General features: G+C 69.8%; 18 protein-coding genes. 4 read left to right on the top strand and 14 right to left on the bottom strand.

Going from position 1 to position 18,812, the window contains the following annotated elements:
- Window positions 1-60: 60 nt before the first annotated feature.
- From ftsH to dacB, 5 genes are all read right to left on the bottom strand, one after another.
- Window positions 61-2,103 carry an ATP-dependent zinc metalloprotease FtsH gene (gene ftsH, locus ACZ6I3_RS25965; RefSeq protein WP_469417846.1) on the bottom strand — a complete coding sequence of 681 codons (2,043 nt, stop codon included), beginning with the start codon at window positions 2,101-2,103 and terminating at the stop codon, window positions 61-63.
- A 185-nt stretch (window positions 2,104-2,288) separates the two neighbouring features.
- On the bottom strand, window positions 2,289-2,849 hold the full coding sequence (gene hpt, locus ACZ6I3_RS25960) for a hypoxanthine phosphoribosyltransferase (protein WP_469417845.1): 561 nt from the start codon (window positions 2,847-2,849) through the stop codon (window positions 2,289-2,291).
- 61 nt (window positions 2,850-2,910) lie between these two features.
- Window positions 2,911-3,984 (bottom strand): tRNA lysidine(34) synthetase TilS, encoded by a 1,074-nt coding sequence (gene tilS, locus ACZ6I3_RS25955; RefSeq protein WP_469417758.1) that lies wholly within the window; start codon window positions 3,982-3,984, stop codon window positions 2,911-2,913.
- Between the two features lie 196 nt (window positions 3,985-4,180).
- Window positions 4,181-5,308 carry a zinc-dependent metalloprotease gene (locus tag ACZ6I3_RS25950; RefSeq protein WP_469417756.1) on the bottom strand — a complete coding sequence of 376 codons (1,128 nt, stop codon included), beginning with the start codon at window positions 5,306-5,308 and terminating at the stop codon, window positions 4,181-4,183.
- 238 nt (window positions 5,309-5,546) lie between these two features.
- Window positions 5,547-7,082 carry a D-alanyl-D-alanine carboxypeptidase/D-alanyl-D-alanine endopeptidase gene (gene dacB, locus ACZ6I3_RS25945; RefSeq protein ID WP_469417843.1) on the bottom strand — a complete coding sequence of 512 codons (1,536 nt, stop codon included), beginning with the start codon at window positions 7,080-7,082 and terminating at the stop codon, window positions 5,547-5,549.
- A gap of 124 nt (window positions 7,083-7,206) precedes the next feature.
- On the opposite strand from dacB, the gene ACZ6I3_RS25940 reads away from it, so the two are divergent.
- Both ACZ6I3_RS25940 and ACZ6I3_RS25935 read left to right on the top strand, forming a co-directional pair.
- Window positions 7,207-7,698, top strand: coding sequence for an inorganic diphosphatase (locus tag ACZ6I3_RS25940; protein ID WP_215119828.1), 492 nt, complete (start codon window positions 7,207-7,209; stop codon window positions 7,696-7,698).
- A gap of 119 nt (window positions 7,699-7,817) precedes the next feature.
- Entirely contained in the window at window positions 7,818-9,518 is a 1,701-nt protein-coding gene (locus tag ACZ6I3_RS25935) for a threonine/serine exporter family protein (protein WP_469417755.1), read from the top strand.
- A gap of 126 nt (window positions 9,519-9,644) precedes the next feature.
- Here ACZ6I3_RS25935 and ACZ6I3_RS25930 read toward each other — a convergent pair whose 3' ends face one another.
- A complete protein-coding gene (locus ACZ6I3_RS25930) occupies window positions 9,645-10,490 on the bottom strand; it encodes a DedA family protein (RefSeq protein ID WP_469417753.1) in 846 nt (281 codons plus the stop codon).
- Window positions 10,491-10,626: 136 nt separating this feature from the next.
- On the opposite strand from ACZ6I3_RS25930, the gene ACZ6I3_RS25925 reads away from it, so the two are divergent.
- Complete coding sequence (locus ACZ6I3_RS25925) at window positions 10,627-11,001, top strand: YbjQ family protein (protein WP_469417751.1); 375 nt, start codon at window positions 10,627-10,629, stop codon at window positions 10,999-11,001.
- On the opposite strand, the gene ACZ6I3_RS25920 is transcribed toward ACZ6I3_RS25925, so the two are convergent.
- From ACZ6I3_RS25920 to ACZ6I3_RS25905, 4 genes are all read right to left on the bottom strand, one after another.
- On the bottom strand, window positions 10,989-11,819 hold the full coding sequence (locus tag ACZ6I3_RS25920) for a hypothetical protein (RefSeq protein WP_469417749.1): 831 nt from the start codon (window positions 11,817-11,819) through the stop codon (window positions 10,989-10,991). The genes ACZ6I3_RS25925 and ACZ6I3_RS25920 overlap by 13 nt on opposite strands.
- A 145-nt stretch (window positions 11,820-11,964) precedes the next feature.
- A complete protein-coding gene (locus ACZ6I3_RS25915) occupies window positions 11,965-12,147 on the bottom strand; it encodes a linaridin family RiPP (protein ID WP_215119833.1) in 183 nt (60 codons plus the stop codon).
- Window positions 12,148-12,276: 129 nt separating this feature from the next.
- Window positions 12,277-12,864, bottom strand: a complete 588-nt coding sequence (locus ACZ6I3_RS25910; RefSeq protein ID WP_469417748.1) for a hypothetical protein — start codon at window positions 12,862-12,864, stop codon at window positions 12,277-12,279.
- Window positions 12,861-13,763, bottom strand: a complete 903-nt coding sequence (locus ACZ6I3_RS25905; RefSeq protein ID WP_469417841.1) for an alpha/beta fold hydrolase — start codon at window positions 13,761-13,763, stop codon at window positions 12,861-12,863. The genes ACZ6I3_RS25910 and ACZ6I3_RS25905 overlap by 4 nt, the downstream gene beginning before the upstream one ends.
- On the opposite strand from ACZ6I3_RS25905, the gene ACZ6I3_RS25900 reads away from it, so the two are divergent.
- Window positions 13,719-13,901: a hypothetical protein gene (locus ACZ6I3_RS25900; protein WP_469417852.1), complete on the top strand. Its 183-nt coding sequence runs from the start codon at window positions 13,719-13,721 to the stop codon at window positions 13,899-13,901. The genes ACZ6I3_RS25905 and ACZ6I3_RS25900 overlap by 45 nt on opposite strands.
- 52 nt (window positions 13,902-13,953) lie before the next feature.
- Here ACZ6I3_RS25900 and ACZ6I3_RS25895 read toward each other — a convergent pair whose 3' ends face one another.
- The 4 genes from ACZ6I3_RS25895 to ACZ6I3_RS25880 all read right to left on the bottom strand — a co-directional run bounded on the left by ACZ6I3_RS25895 (window position 13,954) and on the right by ACZ6I3_RS25880 (window position 18,700).
- Window positions 13,954-14,316, bottom strand: a complete 363-nt coding sequence (locus ACZ6I3_RS25895; protein ID WP_469417747.1) for a transposase — start codon at window positions 14,314-14,316, stop codon at window positions 13,954-13,956.
- Between the two features lie 28 nt (window positions 14,317-14,344).
- Window positions 14,345-15,103, bottom strand: coding sequence for a class I SAM-dependent methyltransferase (locus ACZ6I3_RS25890; protein ID WP_469417745.1), 759 nt, complete (start codon window positions 15,101-15,103; stop codon window positions 14,345-14,347).
- Between the two features lie 202 nt (window positions 15,104-15,305).
- A complete protein-coding gene (locus ACZ6I3_RS25885) occupies window positions 15,306-16,790 on the bottom strand; it encodes a phytoene desaturase family protein (protein ID WP_469417743.1) in 1,485 nt (494 codons plus the stop codon).
- The gene (locus tag ACZ6I3_RS25880) at window positions 16,787-18,700 is read right to left on the bottom strand and encodes an ABC transporter ATP-binding protein (RefSeq protein ID WP_469417742.1); all 1,914 of its coding nucleotides are present in this window, start codon (window positions 18,698-18,700) and stop codon (window positions 16,787-16,789) included. Before ACZ6I3_RS25880 ends, ACZ6I3_RS25885 begins: the two co-directional genes overlap by 4 nt.
- Window positions 18,701-18,812 lie beyond the last annotated feature (112 nt).

Here is an 18,812-nt window from a genome sequence, read left to right as displayed (position 1 = left end):
AAACCTGGGGGGCGCGGCATCCATTCCGGGCCCTGGGGCCGCCGGGAGCGGAGAGCGTGGTCAGCTCTCGGGGCGGTCCTCCGGGGTGGGCTCGGGCGTCGGGGCGGGCTCCGCCGCGGTGCTCTTCGCGGTGGAGATCGCCGGCGTCGCGCCGTTCGCCCCGTTCGTCAGGGCCAGCTCCCTGGGGGAGAGGACCGGCGGACGGGTGGACGGCGTACGCCGGGAGGAGCCGGTCCAGGCGGGCCGCGGCGGGCGCTTGACGATCTGGGAGAAGACCTCGGCGATCTCCTCCTTGCCCAGCGTCTCCTTCTCGAGGAGGGCCAGGACCAGGTTGTCCAGCACGTCGCGGTTCTCGACCAGGATCTCCCACGCCTCGTTGTGCGCGGTCTCGATGAGCTTCTTGACCTCTTCGTCGACCAGCGCGGCGATCTCTTCCGAGTAGTCGCGCTGGTGGGCCATCTCACGTCCGAGGAACGGCTCGGTGTTGTCGCCGCCGAACTTGATCGCGCCGAGACGCTCGGTCATGCCGTACTGCGTGACCATCGCGCGGGCCAGGCCGGTGGCCTTCTCGATGTCGTTGGCGGCACCCGTCGTCGGGTCGTGGAAGACGAGCTCCTCGGCCGCGCGGCCACCCAGCATGTAGGCCAGCTGGTCGAGCATCTCGTTGCGCGTGGTCGAGTACTTGTCCTCGTCCGGCAGCACCATCGTGTAGCCGAGGGCACGGCCTCTGGAGAGGATCGTGATCTTGTGGACGGGATCGGAGTTGGGTGAGGCCGCCGCGACCAGGGCGTGTCCGCCCTCGTGGTACGCGGTGATCTTCTTCTCCTTGTCCGACATGATCCGGGTCCGCTTCTGCGGGCCCGCGACCACACGGTCGATCGCCTCGTCCAGCATGTGGTTGTCGATCAGCTTCTGGTCGCTGCGGGCCGTCAGCAGGGCGGCCTCGTTCAGCACGTTGGCCAGATCGGCGCCCGTCATGCCGGGCGTACGGCGGGAGACCGCCGAGAGGTCGACGTCGGGCGCGACCGGCTTGCCCTTCTGGTGGACCTTGAGGATCTCCAGACGGCCCTGCATGTCCGGGCGGTCGACCGCGATCTGGCGGTCGAAGCGGCCGGGGCGCAGAAGGGCCGGGTCGAGGATGTCCGGGCGGTTCGTGGCGGCGATCAGGATGACGCCGCCCTTGACGTCGAAGCCGTCCATCTCGACGAGCAGCTGGTTCAGGGTCTGCTCGCGCTCGTCGTGACCACCGCCGAGGCCGGCGCCGCGGTGGCGGCCGACCGCGTCGATCTCGTCGACGAAGACGATCGCCGGGGCGTTCGCCTTGGCCTGCTCGAACAGGTCACGGACTCGGGAGGCACCGACACCGACGAACATCTCGACGAAGTCGGAACCGGAGATCGAGTAGAACGGCACGCCCGCCTCGCCCGCGACGGCACGCGCGAGCAGGGTCTTGCCGGTGCCGGGCGGGCCGTACAGCAGCACGCCCTTGGGGATCTTGGCGCCGACGGCCTGGAACTTGGCCGGCTCCTGGAGGAACTCCTTGATCTCGTAGAGCTCCTCGACGGCCTCGTCCGAGCCCGCGACGTCCGAGAACGTCGTCTTCGGGGTGTCCTTGGTGATGAGCTTGGCCTTGGACTTCCCGAAGTTCATGACCCGGGAGCCGCCACCCTGCATCTGGTTCATCAGGAACAGGAAGATGACCACGATGAGGACCAGGGGCAGCAGGAAGGAGATCAGCATCCCGATGAACGGGTTCTGCTTGGACGGCGAGATGGTGTAGCCGTCCGAGATCTGCTTGTCCTGGTACTTGTTCTGCAGCGTGTTGGCGATGTCCACGCCCTGGTCGCCGATGTAGCTCGCCTGGATCTTCGAGCTGCCCTCGACCTTTACGCCGTCCTTGAGCGTGACCTTGATGGTCTGCTCGTCACCGGTGGTCAGCTTGGCCGACTCCACCTTGTTCTGGTTGATCGCCTGGACGACCTGGCCGGTGTCCACCGTCTTGTAGCCACCGGACGAGCCGACGACCTGCATCAACACGACCACGGCAAGGACGGCCAGCACGATCCACATGACCGGCCCACGGAAGTATCGCTTCACGTCCATCCATACGGAGCGGTGCCGCCCCGTCCCTCCTGCCATAGTGAGTTTGATAAAGACTGTTCTTCGGACGGTACCCCAGCATTGTCACCTGAAGCTGCGCGGGACGACTGGCGATCCGTCTACGCATGCTCCAACGGCGGGAAGTCCGCTGGGGTTCCCGATCACCGTCACGGCATCCCGGCCGGGATTCAGCCGCCGTAGACGTGGGGCGCGAGCGTACCGACGAACGGGAGGTTGCGGTACTTCTCGGCGTAGTCCAGGCCGTAGCCGACGACGAATTCGTTGGGGATGTCGAATCCGACCCATTCCACGTCGATGGCGACCTTCGCGGCCTCGGGCTTGCGCAGCAGGGTGCACACCTTGAGGGAGGCGGGCTCGCGCGAGCCGAGGTTGGAGAGCAGCCAGGACAGGGTCAGGCCGGAGTCGATGATGTCTTCGACGATGAGGACGTGCCTGCCCTTGATGTCGGTGTCGAGGTCCTTGAGGATCCGCACCACACCGGAGGACTGGGTGCCCGCCCCGTACGAGGATACGGCCATCCAGTCCATGGTGAGGGGGGTGGACAGCGCCCGGGCGAGATCGGCCATGACCATCACCGCGCCCTTGAGGACTCCGACGATCAGCAGGTCCTTGCCCGCGTACTCCGCGTCGATCTTCGCGGCCAGCTCTGCCAGCTTGGCGTCGATCTCTTCCTTGGTGATGAGTACCTGTTGAAGGTCGGCACCCATGTCTTTCGCGTCCACCCGCATCACTTTCGGTCGTCCCACCGGCTGAGCGGCCCCTCCATCGACTGCCCGGAGGGGTCGTGGTTCAGCCTTGCCGAATCACCAGTCTGCCACCCTGCCGCTGGGCCACGACCTTGCCGGGGAGGTTGATGGCTCCCTGACCGCGCCAGCCGGTGATGAGCCGGTCGACTTCCTCGATGTGGCGGGCGAACAGCGAGCCGGCCGGAGCACCGGCCGCGATGGCGGCCCGGCGCAGGACGCGGCGGCGTACGGCGGGGGGCAGGGCGTAGAGCTTCGCGCACTCCAGCACCCCGGTGGCGTCGCGGACGGTGGCCTCGACCCGGCCGGCCCAGGCGTCGAGGGCGTCGGCGTCGTCGCGGGAGAGCTGTGCCGTACGGGCGAGGGCTTCGACGACGCCCTTGCCGAGGGCCTTCTCCAGGGCGGGCAGGCCTTCGTGGCGCAGCCGGGAGCGGGTGTAGGCCGGGTCGGCGTTGTGGGGGTCGTCCCAGACGGGCAGGGACTGGACCATGCAGGCCTTGCGGGCGGTCTGCCGGTCGAGTTCCAGGAAGGGGCGCCGGTAACGGCCGCCGGCCCCCGAGACCGCGGCCATGCCGGACAGGGAGCGGATGCCGGAGCCCCGGGCAAGTCCCAGGAGGACGGTTTCGGCCTGGTCGTCGCGGGTGTGGCCGAGCAGGACCGCGGTGGCGCCGTGGCTTTCGGCCGCGGTGTCGAGCGCGGCGTAGCGGGCGTCGCGGGCGGCGGCTTCCGGGCCGCCGCCGCGTCCTACGGTCACGGCGACGGAGTCAACCGGATCGAGGCCGAGTTCGCGCAGGCGCTGGACGACTTCCGCGGCGCGTGCGTCGGAGCCGGGCTGGAGGCCGTGGTCGACGGTCACCCCGCCGGCTCGGATGCCGAGTTTGGGGGACTCGAAGGCGAGGGCGGAGGCCAGGGCCATGGAGTCGGCGCCGCCGGAGCATGCCACGAGCACGAGCGGCGGGGATGGGGGTACCTCCCGCTCGAGCGAAGCCGAGAGTGGGGGAGGCTCGTGCGAGGGGGCGTGCGGGAGCGCGGCGGTGGCGCTGTGGTGTTCGGTGAGGAGGTCGTGGAGGACGCGGCGGACCGCCAGGCGTATCGCCGCGACCGCAGGATGGGGACCCATGTCCGGTTCCCTTCATGAAGTTGTCGGGGGGTGAGCCCGAGGTTCGGTCACGCAGAGTGTGTAGATGGTGACAGAACCGGGCCGTTCCCCGAGCATTGCACGCCTACCCCTGCCTCACGGTCCCTCGGACGGGTGATTGGAGGGGCGTTCGCCTGCCGTCGACCGGATTCCTTTCACGACCTTGCCGCGATGTTCACTACTCGGTCCTGCGATGCACCCGCGCGATCCAGTCCGCCGGTTTGGCGATCTCCGTCTTGGTCGGGAGGGTGTTGGGCGAGGTCCACACCCGGTTGAAGCCGTCCATGCCGACCTCGTCGACGACGGCCCGGACGAAGCGTTCGCCGTCGCGGTACTGACGGAGTTTGGCGTCCAGGCCGAGGAGCTTGCGCAGGGCCAGGTCCAGGCGGGAGGCGCCCTTCGCGCGGCGCTGCTGGAACTTCTCGCGGATCTCTCCGACGGTCGGTACGACGTCCGGTCCGACGCCGTCCATCACGAAGTCCGCGTGGCCCTCCAGCAGGGACATGACGGCGGTGAGGCGGCCGAGGATCTCCCGCTGGGCGGGGGTCTGCACGATCTCGACGAGGGAGCGCCCGCCGTCGTCCTCCTCGGCCTCGGGGCGGCCCCCGGCGAGGCTCTGGGCGGCTTCGCGTACGCGTTCCAGGACGGTCATGGGGTCGACGTCGGTCTCGCCCAGGAAGGACTGGATCTCGCCTTCGAGGTGGTCCCGCAGCCAGGGCACGGCGGTGAACTGGGTGCGGTGGGTCTCCTCGTGGAGGCACACCCAGAGGCGGAAGTCGTGGGGGTCGACGTCGAGTTCGCGCTCCACGTGCACGATGTTCGGGGCGACGAGCAGGAGCCGGCCGCCGCCGTTCTCCGCGGCCGGGAGCCCGGCGGTGGCGGGGGCGAAGGTCTCGTACTGTCCGAGGACGCGGGAGGCCAGGAAGGACAGCAGCATGCCCAGCTCGACGCCGGTGACCTTGCCGCCGACCGCGCTCATCACCGCACCGCCGGGGGTGTTGCCGCGCCGGTCCTGCATCTTGTCGAGCAGGGGCTTGAGGAGTTCCCGGAATCCTGCGACGTTCGCGCGGACCCAGCCGGGGCGGTCGACGACGAGGACGGGGGTGTCGTGCCCCTCCTCGGTGCCCAGGCGGGTGAAGCCGCGGACGTGTCCCTCCGAGGCCTTGGCGTGCCGGCGCAGTTCCGCGACGACGGCGCGGGCCTCGTCCCGGCTGACGTCGGGGCCCGGCCGTACGAGCCGGGTCGCGGTCGCGACCGCGAGATTCCAGTCGACCATGCCGGTTGAAGCACCACCGATGCTCGTCATGCGTCAACCGTACGTGAGCGCTCGCCGCTGGGGCAGGGCGGCGAGGGTGGGTGACGCCCGGGGGCCGTTCTCAGGTACTCGGTGTTCTGCGGGTCGGCAGGGGCCGGGGTTTCTCGGCCGGTGCTCGGCGTTGTCGGCTGTGCCCACCCGTTCCGCCCCAGCGGAACGACTGCCCACAGCCGGGCGGGGCGACTGGCCGCAGCCGGGCGGGGCGACTGGCCGCAGCCGGGCGGGGGCGTTAGCGGCAGCCGCATTCCGCCAGGGTCGTGGCCGCTCTGTCCAGGGCCTTCTGGGCCGCCTCCGGGTTGGTCGTGTCGTTGGCCATGAAGGCGAAGGCGAGGAGGCGGCCGTCCTGGTCGACGAGGGTGCCCGCGAGGGTGTTGACGCCGGTCAGGGTGCCGGTCTTGGCGCGTACGACGCCGGCTGCTCCGTCCGTGTAACGGCTGGTCAGGGTTCCGGTGAAGCCGGCGATGGGGAGGCCGGTGAGGGCCGGGCGGAGTTCGGGGCGGTCGGGGTCGGCCGCCTTGGCCAGGAGGGCGGTGAGGAGGTCCGCCGTCAGCCGGTCGGCGCGGTTCAGGCCGCTGCCGTCCTTGAAGGCGGCGCCCTTCAAGGGGAGGCCGAGTTCACGCAGCCGCGCGCCGACCGCCCGGTCGGCGCCGGCGAAGTCGGCACGGTCGCCGGTCGCGAGGGCCGTCTGGCGGGCGAGGGCCTCGGCGATGTCGTTGTCGCTGTTGGTCAGCATGCGTTCGACGAGGGCCGAGAGCGGGGGCGAGGAGACCGTGGCGAGGGTCTTGGCCCGGCTGGTGGCCTTGGACGGGCCGGGGGCCGTGGTCTTGATGCCATGGGACTTCAGGAGGTCCCCGAACCGGCGGGCCGCGTCCGCGGCCGGGTCGGGGACACGGGCGACCGGCCCTCTCGTCGAGTCGTCGGTGCGGCCCTCGTCGGCCATCAGGGGGCTGACGAGGGCGAGGTTGGGGTTGACCCCGATCGGGTGCTTTTCGTCGCCCGCGTAGAGGGTCGTGTCGTAGGAGAGCGTCACCTCGCGGACGCCCCGTTCGGCGAGGGAACCGGCCGTCTCGGCGGCCAGGTCGCGCAGGCTCGCCCAGCCCCCGTCGTCCTCGTGGGCCGTGAGCGTGGGGTCGCCGCCGCCGACCAGGACGACTTCCTCGGTGTCGGGTTCCAGCGCGGCGCGGGTGGTGATGCGGTGGTCGGCGCCCATGGCGGACAGCGCGGCGACGGCCGTGGCGATCTTCGTCGTCGAGGCCGGGGTGAGCGCGGCGTCCGAGCCCGTGCCGTAGAGGCGCCTGCCGCTCGTGACGTCCACGACCGCCGCGGCGGGCCGGGGGCCGAGCGCCGGGTCCTTCAGCAGCGGTGTGAGGGCGTTGGCGAGGGCCTTGCCGTCGGGGGCGGCCTTCACCTTGCTGACGCCGCCGAGGCCGGTCAGCACCGGGGCGGCGCTGGGCGCGGGCCGGGGGCGGCCGGGGGCGCCGGAGGTGCCGCCGTGATCTGTGCCACCCGGGCGGTTCAGGGCGGCGGCCCGGTCCCGCTCGGCCGTACGCTGACCCGAGGAGTCCCAGGGACCGGCGGCGGTCACCACACCGGCGGCCAGTGCGAGACCGGCGGTGGCGGCACCCGCGGTGTACTGCCAGGTCTTCGCCCGTGCGACCCGTGCGACCTGCGGTTTCCCGGCCTGTACAAGCCGCGCGACCCGTGGTTTCGCGGCCGCGGCGGCCCGGGCCAGGCGGGGTCGTACGGCGCCCGCGATCCGCACCATGTGCGGTCTCGCGGACCGCCATGGCCTCAGCTCTGGCACGAACACCAGCCCCTTTCGCGATCACACACCTGCGTGAGGGACACTTAACCACCAGAACTATGTGTTGATCATGGAGGAGCCACCGGTGGAGTTCGACGTCACGATCGAGATTCCGAAGGGTTCGCGCAACAAGTACGAGGTGGACCACGAGACCGGTCGTATCCGCCTGGACCGGCGACTCTTCACCTCGACCGCCTACCCGACCGACTACGGCTTCGTCGAGAACACCCTCGGCGAGGACGGCGACCCGCTGGACGCGCTGGTCATCCTGGACGAGCCGACGTTCCCCGGCTGTCTCATCAAGTGCCGTGCGATCGGCATGTTCCGTATGACGGACGAGGCCGGTGGCGACGACAAGCTGCTGTGCGTCCCGGCGACGGACCCGCGTGTGGAGCACCTGCGGGACATCCACCACGTGTCGGAGTTCGACCGCCTGGAGATCCAGCACTTCTTCGAGGTCTACAAGGACCTGGAGCCCGGCAAGTCGGTCGAGGGCGCCGACTGGGTGGGTCGTACGGACGCCGAGGTCGAGATCGAGCGGTCCTACAAGCGTTTCAAGGAGTCGGGCGGTCACTGACCTCCTCCCTTGATGCTCTCGGGCCGCACGCTTGCGCGTGCGGCCCGTTCGTCCGTTTGTGCGCATACTGAGGCTATGGGGGGTACGAGGCTGACGTGTCGTACAGGGAGCGCCAGGCAGTGACGGACGCGGAGGACCGCAAGCCGAAGTCGGACGAGGCGAGGAGTGCGTTCCGGCCTCCCCCCGCCGGACCCGTCGTGGACGGGGAGATGTCGACGACGTCGGAGTTCGCGATCCCGGAAGGGCTCGCCTTGCACCGGACGACCGGTGCGGAGCCCGAGACCACCTCCGAGTTCACCGTGCCGGAGGGGCTGGACGTCGCGCAGGCACCCTCGGTGGACGAGGAGGGGTCGGCGTTCACGCCGCCCAGCACGTACAGCGCGAAGCACGCCCTGTCCGCGTTCACCCCGCCGAGCGGGATCCCCGTCGTGAGCCTGACCAAGGACGTGCCCTGGCAGGACCGGATGCGCACCATGCTGCGCATGCCGGTGGCGGAGCGGCCGGCGCCGGAGACGAGCCAGCGCGGCAGCGACGAGGCGGGTCCCGCGGTGCCGCGCGTGCTCGACCTGACGCTGCGTATCGGGGAGTTGCTGCTGGCGGGCGGTGAGGGCGCCGAGGACGTGGAGGCGGCCATGTTCGCCGTCTGCCGGTCCTACGGTCTGGACCGCTGCGAGCCGAACGTCACCTTCACGCTGCTGGCGATCTCCTACCAGCCGTCGCTCGTCGACGACCCGGTCACGGCGTCGCGGACCGTGCGCCGCAGGGGCACCGACTACACGCGGCTGGCGGCCGTGTACCAGCTGGTGGACGATCTCAGCGACGACGAGACGGCGGTCTCCCTGGAGGAGGCCTACCGGCGGCTGGCGGAGATCCGGCGTAACCGGCACCCCTACCCCGGCTGGGCGCTGACCGGTGCGAGCGGGCTGCTGGCCGGTGCGGCCTCCGTGCTCGTCGGCGGTGATCTGCTCGTGTTCGTCGCGGCCGCGCTCGGCGCGATGCTCGGTGACCGGCTGGCGTGGCTGTGCGCGGGGCGCGGGCTGCCGGAGTTCTACCAGTTCACGGTGGCCGCGATGCCGCCGGCCGCGATCGGGGTCACGCTCACCCTCGTCCATGTGAACGTCAACGCGTCCGCGGTCATCACCGGTGGGCTGTTCGCGCTGCTGCCCGGGCGGGCGCTGGTGGCGGGCGTGCAGGATGGGCTGACCGGCTTCTACATCACCGCGTCCGCGCGTCTGCTGGAGGTGCTGTACTTCTTCGTCGGCATCGTCGCGGGTGTGCTGCTGGTGCTGTACTTCGGTGTGCAGCTGGGGGCGCGGCTGAACCCGGACGGGGCGCTCGGAATCTCCGACGATCCGGTGCTGCTGATCGGGGCGTCGATGCTGCTGTCGCTGGCGTTCGCCGTGCTGCTTCAGCAGGAACGATCCACCGTGGTGTGGGTGACGCTGAACGGGGGTGTCGCGTGGATCGTGTACGGCGCGATGCACCTTGCCGGAGGGATCTCGCCGGTGGCGTCCACGGCCGCGGCGGCGGGGCTGGTGGGGCTGTTCGGGCAGTTGTTGTCGCGGTACCAGTTCGCTTCGGCTCTGCCGTTCACGACCGCCGCGATCGGGCCGTTGCTGCCGGGTTCCGCGACGTACTTCGGTCTGCTGGCGATCGCGCAGAACGAGATCGACGAGGGGCTGGTGTCGCTGTCCAAGGCGGTGGCGCTGGCCATGGCGATCGCCATCGGGGTGAATCTGGGGTCCGAGATCTCGCGGATGTTCCTGCGGATCGGGTCCGCGGAGAAGCGGCGGGCCGCCAAGCGGACCAGGGGTTTCTGACGCCCTTTGCCCATGGGGTCGGGGCTTCCTGTCCGTTGGCGGCCGCGGGCGGTTCGTGGTTGATCGCGCCCACGCGGCGGAGCCGCATATCGATACAGCCCCGCGCCCCTGAAAAAGCAGGTCGGGTCAGTAGCCGCCGTTGTAAGGCTGCTGGTTCCCCTGCTGCTGCTGGCCGTAGCCCGGGGCCTGGGGGTACTGGTTGTAGTACTGCTGGTCGTTGTAGCCGTTCTGGTCGCCGTACGGCTGCTGGTGGTGCGGGGGCTGGTCGTCCGGGGTGATGCGGCGGAGCTGGGTCGTGGCGTCGTCCATGGCGGGCAGCTGGGACTGGGGGGCCGGAGCCGAGGCCGCCGCCTTCTTCTTCTTGGAGCGCTCGCGCAGGTACTCGATGACGATCGGGAGGACGGAGAGCAGGACGATCAGGATCAGGATCGACTCGACGTTCTTCTTGATGAAGCCGATCTGGCCGAGCCAGTAGCCCGCGAGGGTGACGCCGGTGCCCCAGGCGATGCCGCCGATCACGTTGTACGTGAGGAACGTGCGGTACTTCATGCGGCCGGCGCCGGCCACGATGGGGGCGAAGGTGCGCACGATCGGGACGAAGCGCGCCAGGACGATCGCCTTGGGGCCGTACTTCTCCATGAACTCGTGGGCCTTGTCCAGGTTCTCCTGCTTGAAGAGCTTGGAGTTCGGCCGGTTGAAGAGCTTCGGGCCGAGGAACTTGCCGATCATGTAGCCCACTTGGTCACCGACGACGGCGGCGATCACGATCAGCGTGCAGACCAGCCACAGCGGCTGGGTGATGTAGGTGCCCTCGGCCACGAAGAGGCCGGCCGTGAACAGCAGGGAGTCGCCGGGCAGGAACGCGAAGAGTCCGGACTCCGCGAAGACGATGAGCAGGATGCCGGGCAGGCTGAACGTGGAGATCAGGTAGTCCGGGCTGAGCCACTCGGGGCCGAGCGCAAGCGTGGTCACGGGGATGTGGCTCCTGCTGCTGGGGGGATACGGGCTGGGGCTGACTGCCTCAAAGTATCAACGCGGCCGTCATGGCCCAGGTTCCATGGGCGTACTCAGGATGCACTGTGGGCGGTCCCGGTCAAAGCTGTGAACCATGGGCATCGACGAATACGGCGGTGGACAGGGCCCCCGGCCCGAGGTCCTCGTCGTCACCACGAACGACGTACCCGGCTATCGCGTACGGGAGGTGCTCGGCGAGGTCTTCGGCCTGACCGTGCGCTCCCGGCACCTGGGGAGCCAGATCGGTGCCGGGCTGAAGTCGATGGTCGGCGGGGAGCTGCGCGGGCTGACCAAGACCCTCGTGCAGACCCGCAACCAGGCCATGGAGCGACTCGTCGAGCAGGCACGCGCGCGTGGCGCCAACGGTGTGCTCGCGTTCCGCTTCGATGTGACGGAGGCGGCGGACGTGGGCACGGAGGTGTGCGCGTACGGCACGGCCGTGGTGATCGAGGTCGATCACACAGGGTGACCGGCCCGTTCCGCGCGCTCGTCCCGCTGGGCGAAGACGTAGAGAAGTGCCGGATGCGTGGCGCCGAACGCCAGTACGAAGCGGTTGAGGCCCATGAACTGTCCGATTCCGAGATGGAACAGCGTCATGGAGCCGAGGTAGGCCTTCGCCGCGGGCCTGGGCAGGACGAAGACCAGCGGGAAGGAGACCTCCGCGGCGATCGTCCCCCAGGTCACGAGCTTTCCGACCGTCGGGTACTTGTGCACGAGCCGGTAGACGCGCTGGTCGCCGTAGTTGCGCGTACGGATGACGCCGCTGAACGCCTCTCCGCTGAGCCACACCGGGGACACGAGCTTGACCACACCGGACGCGACATAGGAGATGCTCGTCTCCAGCGCCAGCGCGCGCATCGCCACGTCGCGGGCCTTGTCGCCGTCCTTGAAGGTGCCGGTCGAGGCGAGGGCGATGTTGATCACTTGCTGGAGCTGGTCGGCGCCGTCCCCGCCGAAGGGGGAGCGCAGCCGTCCGGCCGCGCCCGTCGCCGCCAGAACGGCACTGCCCACCGTGCGCACTCCGCGCTTGTGGCCCCAGATCAGTGTGGCGGCGGAAGCGCCCGCCTGTATCCCGTACAGGGCGACCGCCGCCTGCTTGGACTCCAGGGCGCGGGTCAGCCGGGGAAAGCGCTTGGCGAACTTGGGGCGCATGTTCGCCAACTGCCCGCTCAGCATTTCGCCTTCTTCGAACTTACGCGTCTGGCTCAGCATTTCGAGTGCGGAGACCAGCGTACCCAGCGAAGCCACTCGGCGTGCCGTGACCTCGGGCGGAGCGCTGAGGAACATGGATGGGTGCTCCCGATGGTGTGAATACGAGTACGGTGGATACGAAAAGCGGCGGCACGGTATGCGTATCGGGCGTACCGTGCCGCCGCGTCTTTCATCGGACGGAGCTAGCGATGCCGGTCAGCATCGCCCGCCGGCCGGCCGTTCAGCCCGCGAGGTCGTTCGTGACCTCGTTGAAGGCGTAGGCGGTCGCGGCGGTCACGGCGACACCCTCGGGGGTCGCGATGGTGGCCGTCGGGGTGAGCATGGTCGGGGTCGCCTCGTTGCCGATACGGCCCGGGGTCACGTCCGCCAGCTCGGTGTTGGCGAAGTCGGCCACAACAGACATGGTTGTCCTCTTTCTGTCAGAAAAGCTCGGGGCGAGTTCTCCAGCCGTTCGGCGGGAGGGCGCGGACTCACGCGGCACGAGGGTGCCGAGTGAGTTCGCGGCTTCCAGTCGAGGGGGTTGATCGACTCGCTAGGCGGCAATGCGCGAAGGCGCGTCAGCCGGGGTGACGTCTCCCTCCAGGGGGAATTCCATGGAGACGAAGACGGGTTCGATGTTCCGGTCTTCCGGACTGGTGGGATACGAGTGCAGCAGCATGAACTGGCTGTGCGAGGCGCCCTCGGCATGCGGCAGGTGGAGCTGGATGTAGCGGGCCAGCAGCCGGTACCCGGTCGCCGTCGTCACCGGAAGCACCTCGGATCCGAAGGCGACCGCATGGGTCAGGGCGTGCTGGGTGGCGTCGAAGAGGGCCTTCGGGCTGCGGTTGCGGGCGTTCCAGGCCAGTGCGTACCACGGCCGGTCCTGGACGATCGGGACCTCTGTCCACTCACCGGGCTTGCCGTCGTCGAGGTCGCGGTAGAGAAGGTGGTTGTCCTTGACGCCGGGGTTCGGCCCGAAGAAGCGCCAGTTCGGGGTCGGGATGCGCAGCTTCCCGCGGCGCAGGAGACCGTCGAAGCGCTGCTCGGGGATCTGGGCCACGGCCGTCGCGACCAGCCATACGGCGAGCGACGTCGTGACGGCGGCGACCTTCACGCGTTCGGTGTTCGGCAACATGATCATGCCAACTCCTCCTCCCGCTCCGCAGCGCTGTCAACGGCCCGGAGTCCCTTGGTGGACGGCCGCCACGACGTCCCGAGCGGCTCGGAGGGCGGTTCGCCGACGATCAGCTCCGCCACCTCTTCGGCGTGCGGCCGCACGGAGAGCAGGGATTCGTGATCGGAGCCGGCGACGAAGTGGTGCCGGGCCCGCTGGGAGATGACGGCCAGCCTGGCCTGGATGCCGGCGTGCAGGGTGTTGTCGCCGATGTTGTTCTCCGCCGTGATGACCGTCAGCGGGCAGTCGAGATCGGTCAGTTGCGGATAGGTCATCGCGTCCCGGTACTCCCGATGGGCCGTGGCCCAGGTGCGGGGGGTCGTCTGGAAGGCCCGGTAGCTCCGGTTGACGTCCGGCCGGTACTGCTGGTTCCGGTTCATGGCCGGGCGGAAGACCGAGAGACCCGTGCCGGCGAACACCTGCTCCATCACCATCCGCTGGTTGGACCAGCGGTCGACGTCGGTTCGGCGGGCGTGGCGCAGGCTGACCACTTCGGTGGCGTCGATCATGACCACATGGGTCACGCCCTCGGCCGCGTCCGGATGCAGCGCGGCATAGGCCGCGACGAGGTAGCCGCCCAGGGAGTGGCCCGCCAGCACGACCGGAAGGCCGGCCAGGTAGGTGTCGCGCAGTTCCTGCAACAGCTCGAAGTGCGGGTCCAGGCCGTACCGGGTGTCCGGCGTGCTGAGCCCGTAGCCGGGGCGGTTGAACCGCACGTACGCCATGTCCGAGGGAAGTGCGCCGCAGACCCAGTCCCAGTATTCCTGGGGCGCACCCATGCCGTTGTCGAGCAGAACGGCGCGCTGTGCCCGCGGAGGAACATGGACGTCGACCTCGACGAGACTTCCGTCCGGTCTCTCGTGCAGCTGGTAGCGGCGCGCACGCTCGCGCTTTCCAGTGAATCTCGTTACCGCACCGGCCAGCAGGCTGGCGCCGGCCAATCCAGAAATGCCGATGGCAAACTGGCGCTCCAAAGACGCCACATTCCCTCCCCCGTGATGTGAAGTGACTGTCTGCCCGGAACGCTAACACGCAATCCCGGGCTCAATTTATGGGTTAGTTGACGAGCCGACCCGGGCGGGTTCCTTCACGTCGCTGCGGCGGGCGCAAGGCCGCGCTCCGGCCGTATTTCCGCAGTTCCATGTAGAGTTCGCCGATCGTCACCTTGAGCATGGCGTTCTCTTTTGCCAGCTCGGCCATCCGGGACGCTTCCTCGGTGGGTCTTCCACCCTCGCCGGCCAGGCCGCTGCGGCCGCCCTCAATAAACTGCCGGCGCCAGTTCGACACCGACTGCTCGGACACCCCTGCTTCCCGTGCGGCTTCGGCCGCTGTCAGTTCGCCGCTCATCACTCTGACCACCAGGCCGAGTTTCTTGTCTACCGGAAGTACTGGCGGACGCCCCACGTGCAACCCCCTCATAGCCAACCGTGTGCTGTGTGCAGTGCGCTCAGGGTTTGACGTAGGAGCACATGAACATGGGCGCCTCGTGGCTGTAAGGGGTGCCGTCCCAGCGGGACAGGTGGGCCTCGGGCTCCAGACCGGCCGCGCGGGCGTAGCCGTCGACGTCTTCCGGGGTCGTCAGCCGGGTGAGTTCACTGCCCACCCGGGTGGTGCCGTCGGCCTGGTACAGGATGTGCGAGCAGTGCCACAGACCGCCGTCGAGCAGGGTGGAGTGGGTCTGCACACCCGTCCCGGGCTCCGGGTAGGGGACGAAGTAGGTGGCGCGGGTCCGGCCCTCGTGAAGGTCCAGGATCGGCGGCTTGTTGTGCGTCTCGATGAGCAGCCGTCCACCGGGAACGAGCAGGTCGGCAGCGCGTCGTACGGCCTGTCGCTGGTCCTCGGGAGTGGTCAGGCACGACAAGGTCGCGCAGACGCAGTACACCATTCCGTAGCGGGACTCCGAGGTGTAGGTGCGTATGTCCCCGTGGACCGGGGTGACGTCCCCGCCGTCCTTGAGTTTGACGCGCAGCGCGTCCAGCATCTCCGGAGAGGAGTCGACGCCGGTCACCCGGCCGACGCTCCGGGACAGTGGAATGGCGATCCGGCCGGTGCCGACACCGAATTCAAGGGTCCCCGCCTCGGGAGCGGGATGGCGCGCCTGCAACCCCTTTACAGCCTCGGCGGTAATCCTGTCGTCCGGGATCAGCCGGTCGTACCACCCTTCGAACTGCCTGCCGTACCCTATGTCTTCAACTCCGGTTACCACGGAACCCCCGTTCGTGATGTCCCCACTGCCATACCGATGGGAGCGTCATGAAGCCGAGGAGTTGGAGCCGGGCAAGAGAATGGTCAGACGGCGTAACGCCTCAACGGAGCTTGTGGGGAGCTTCGTTGGCACCACCGTACCAAAGCGATATGGCCAGTTCCATGGATTTTGGTCACCGATTCCCAAGGAGCGCGCCGCGCATTTATCCGGGACGCCGGAATGCAAGTGGTGCCGAATCGGGCGCCAAGTCGGGTACCTCACATATCCCGAAACAATGCCGGAGTGCGGAGAGGGCGGCCAGGTATCCAGACATTCCGTGCACACTGGGGCCCGGAGGAGTGGACGAGGAGCACAGGAAGACTCCGGGCAGCGGGGTCCGGTAGGGGTCGAGGCGCGGGAGGGGCCGCGCGATGCTCTGGTAGAGCGTCATCGCCCCGGAACCGATGTCCCCGCCCACGTAGTTGGGGTTGTAGGCCTCGTACGCGGCGGCGGCGACGGAACGGTGGGCGACGACGGTGTCCCCGAACCCGGGGGCGTAGCGCTCGATCCGCGCCCGGACCAGGTCGTAGGGGTCGGTGGGGTCGCCGTTCGGCACATGCGCGTACGCCCACACCGGGCGCTTGCCGGGCAGGGCACGCCCGGGGTCGGCCACCGCCGGGTCCACGACGAGGACGAACGGCTCCCCGGTACGCACTCCGCGGGCGTTCGCCGTCTCCTGGCGCACCATCTCGGCATGCGTGCCGCCCAGATGCACGGTTCCGGCGCGGCCCACCGCCGGGTCGGCCCAGGGGATCGGCTCGGAGACCAGGAAGTCGACCTTGGCGGCGCCCGGGCCGTAGCGGAACCGCTCCAGAGCGCGCGCGTAGGCACGGGGCAGCCGGCCGCCCGCGAGAGCCAGCAGGCCCTTGGGGCTGGTGTCGAGCAACACCGCGCGTGCGCCGCGCAGTTCGGCCAGGTCCGTCACGTGGTGTCCGGTGTGGAAGACGCCGCCGTGGGCCGTGATGTCGTCGGCCAGCGCCTGTGCGATACGTCCGCTGCCACCGCGCGGCAGCGGCCACCCCGTCCCGTGCGCCAGATGGCCCAGCAGCATGGCCACCCCCGCGGACGCCAGGCTCGGCAGCTTGCCGACGGCGTGCGCGGCGACACCGGTGAGCAGGGCGGGCGCCTCCTCGCCGCGGAAGAGCGCCGCGCCGAGCCCGCTGCCGTGGACCGCTGCCCGGCGCGCCAGCAGCAGGGCCGCCGCTGAGGTCCGCGGCAGGGTGCGCGGTCCGGTCAGGACGAGGTCGACGACCTCTTCGCTGCGCTCGAGCAGCGGGCCCATGAGCCGGCGCCAGCCGGGGCCGTCGGCGCCCAGGTGCTCGCACGTCTTCGCCAGTGAGCGGTGGGCCAGGGCGGCACGGCCCCCGTCCAGCGGATGGGCGTAACTGATCTCGGGATGCAGGAGCTCGACCCCGCGGGCCGGCAGGTCGAACGCGCGGAAGAACGCGGAGGCGGCGGCCATGGGGTGGACGGCGGAGCACAGGTCGTGCACCACCCCGGAGTCGAAGAGCGAGGCGGTGCGCAGCCCTCCCCCGATGCTCTCGGCCGCCTCGTGGAGCTCCACGCGCAGACCGGCACGGGCCAGGACCACGCCGGCCGCGAGGCCGTTGGGTCCGGTGCCCACGATGGCGACGTCGGTGGTACTCACCAGTGCTCCTCACTCTTGACGGGCCGAAGCTGCAAGGTCTGCTCGGCGAGTCCGGCGTACGACGGCCAGCCGACCGCGATGGAGGGCGGGGGCGACCACGGTTCCACCGGTACCGGGCGGGCCGCCGGGGCGGCGAGGCCGGGCTCGGCGCGCAGTTGCGAACCGGCGAGGCGCCGGTAGAGCTCGTCGCGCTCCATCAGGTCCTGGTGCACTCCGGTGGCCCGGACCCTGCCCGCCTCCATCACCACGATCTGGTCGGCGTCGATCACCGTGGAGATGCGGTGGGCGATGGCGATGACCGCGCACCGCCCGGAGACGCGGCGCAGCACCTCGCGGAAGTCCCGCTCCGAGTCGGAGTCCAGGTTGGAGGTGGCTTCGTCCAGCAGCATGACCGCGGGCCGCTGGAGTAGGGTGCGGGCGATGCACAGGCGCTGGCGCTGTCCGCCGGACAACCCGCTGCCCTGGTCGCCGAGTTCGGTCTCCAGGCCGCGCGGGAGCTGGGCGATCACCGAGGTGAGGCCGGCCATCGCCACCGCCTCCCGGACGGCGTCGTCACCGGCGTGGGGGTTGGCGTAGGTCAGGTTCTCCCGGATGGTGCCGCGCATGGCCGCGCTGTCCTGCTGGACGTAGCCCACCAGCCCGCGGACCGTGTCGAGGGGCAGCGCCTCGACGTTCTGTCCGCCGAGCCGGACGAGGCCGCCGTCCACCGGGTAGAAGCGTTCGAGCAGCTGGAACATGGTGGTCTTGCCCGCGCCCGAAGGCCCGACCACCGCCGTCAGCCCCCGGGTCGGCACGCTGAAGGAGACGCCGTCGAGGACCGGTGTCCGCTCCGCCTGCTTCCCTCGGCGGTAGGCGAAGCGCACGTCGTGGAACTCGACCGCCGGCCAGTGCGGGGCCAGGTGCCCGAAGGCCGCGGAGCCCGCCGCTCCGGCCGTACCGTCGCCCTCCTGGGGCAGGCGGGCGAGTTCGTCCACCCGCTGGATGGCGGCCCGGCCCTGGACGAGCTGGCCCACCCCCATGAAGAGCATCACCAGCGGCGACACCAGTTGGAACAGATACATGATGAACGTGGTCAGACTGGCCATGTCCATCTCGCCGCGGGCCACCCAGGCCATCCCGACGCCCACGACGACGGCCAGGGCGCCCTGCGTGCCGACGTTCATGGAGGGCGTCAGCAGTGCGTTGTAGGCGTTGACCCGGATGCCGGAGCGCCGCGTCCTCTCGGCCAGTTCGCCGATGCGGGCGGCCTCACGGGATTCCGCGCGGGACGCCTTCACCGTGGGCAGCGCGGAGAGCACGCGCTGGATGCCGCCGGCGAAGGCGCCCGTGTCGTCCCGGTTGCGCAGAGCGGCCTTGCGCAGCTTCCGGGCGAGCGTGACGGAGACGATGCTGGCGGTCCCCAGGCAGCTCATGGTGATGACCATCAGCCACAGATCGATGAGGAACATCAGCACGATGCCGCCGATGACCGTGGCGCCGCTGACGATCAGCTGGGCGAGACTCTGCGCGAGGGCAATTCTCGCCAGGGACGTATCGGTGACCGTGCGGGTGAAGATATCGCCCTGCGACTCTTTTCCGAACGCGGTGAGATCGGCGCGCAGAAGCCGGCCGACCAGGATCCGCCGAACGTCGAGGACGATATTCTCCCCGGCCCGCCCGATGGCATAGGCCTGGAGCGAGGAGAAGAGCGCGCCCGCGCAGAAGAGGGCGACGAGCTGGGCGACGGGGCCGGTCATCGAGGCTCCCCCGCCCGCGGCCTCGATCAGGTTGCCGATGGCCCAGGGCTGGGCGAGCGAGGCGCCCACCCCCAGCAGGCCGAGCAGCACGCCGGTGAGCAGCAGCCCGGTGTGCGCTCTGGCGACGCTCGCCACCGACTCCGCGCCGTTCGGGCCCCTCACGTCCGGGCTCACGTTTTTCACATGACTCGCCACAAGCGCTCCCCCCGCTTTGCTCGAAACTAACACGCCCCTTCCGGCCTAAAGTTATGAGTAGATTGACTGCTGGGCGGGCGGTCGCCGCATT

This window comes from Streptomyces sp. NPDC041940 (assembly GCF_055589465.1).
This window is presented reverse-complemented; position numbering and strand designations above follow the sequence as displayed.

Coding starts and splice junctions, on each gene's coding strand:
- ftsH (WP_469417846.1), bottom strand. CDS start 2,103: ATGGACGTGAAGCGATACTTCCGTGGGCCGGTCATGTGGATCGTGCTG.
- hpt (WP_469417845.1), bottom strand. CDS start 2,849: ATGCGGGTGGACGCGAAAGACATGGGTGCCGACCTTCAACAGGTACTC.
- tilS (WP_469417758.1), bottom strand. CDS start 3,984: ATGGGTCCCCATCCTGCGGTCGCGGCGATACGCCTGGCGGTCCGCCGC.
- ACZ6I3_RS25950 (WP_469417756.1), bottom strand. CDS start 5,308: ATGACGAGCATCGGTGGTGCTTCAACCGGCATGGTCGACTGGAATCTC.
- dacB (WP_469417843.1), bottom strand. CDS start 7,082: ATGGTGCGGATCGCGGGCGCCGTACGACCCCGCCTGGCCCGGGCCGCC.
- ACZ6I3_RS25925 (WP_469417751.1), top strand. CDS start 10,627: ATGGGCATCGACGAATACGGCGGTGGACAGGGCCCCCGGCCCGAGGTC.
- ACZ6I3_RS25920 (WP_469417749.1), bottom strand. CDS start 11,819: ATGTTCCTCAGCGCTCCGCCCGAGGTCACGGCACGCCGAGTGGCTTCG.
- ACZ6I3_RS25915 (WP_215119833.1), bottom strand. CDS start 12,147: ATGTCTGTTGTGGCCGACTTCGCCAACACCGAGCTGGCGGACGTGACC.
- ACZ6I3_RS25910 (WP_469417748.1), bottom strand. CDS start 12,864: ATGATCATGTTGCCGAACACCGAACGCGTGAAGGTCGCCGCCGTCACG.
- ACZ6I3_RS25900 (WP_469417852.1), top strand. CDS start 13,719: ATGGACGTCGACCTCGACGAGACTTCCGTCCGGTCTCTCGTGCAGCTG.
- ACZ6I3_RS25895 (WP_469417747.1), bottom strand. CDS start 14,316: ATGAGGGGGTTGCACGTGGGGCGTCCGCCAGTACTTCCGGTAGACAAG.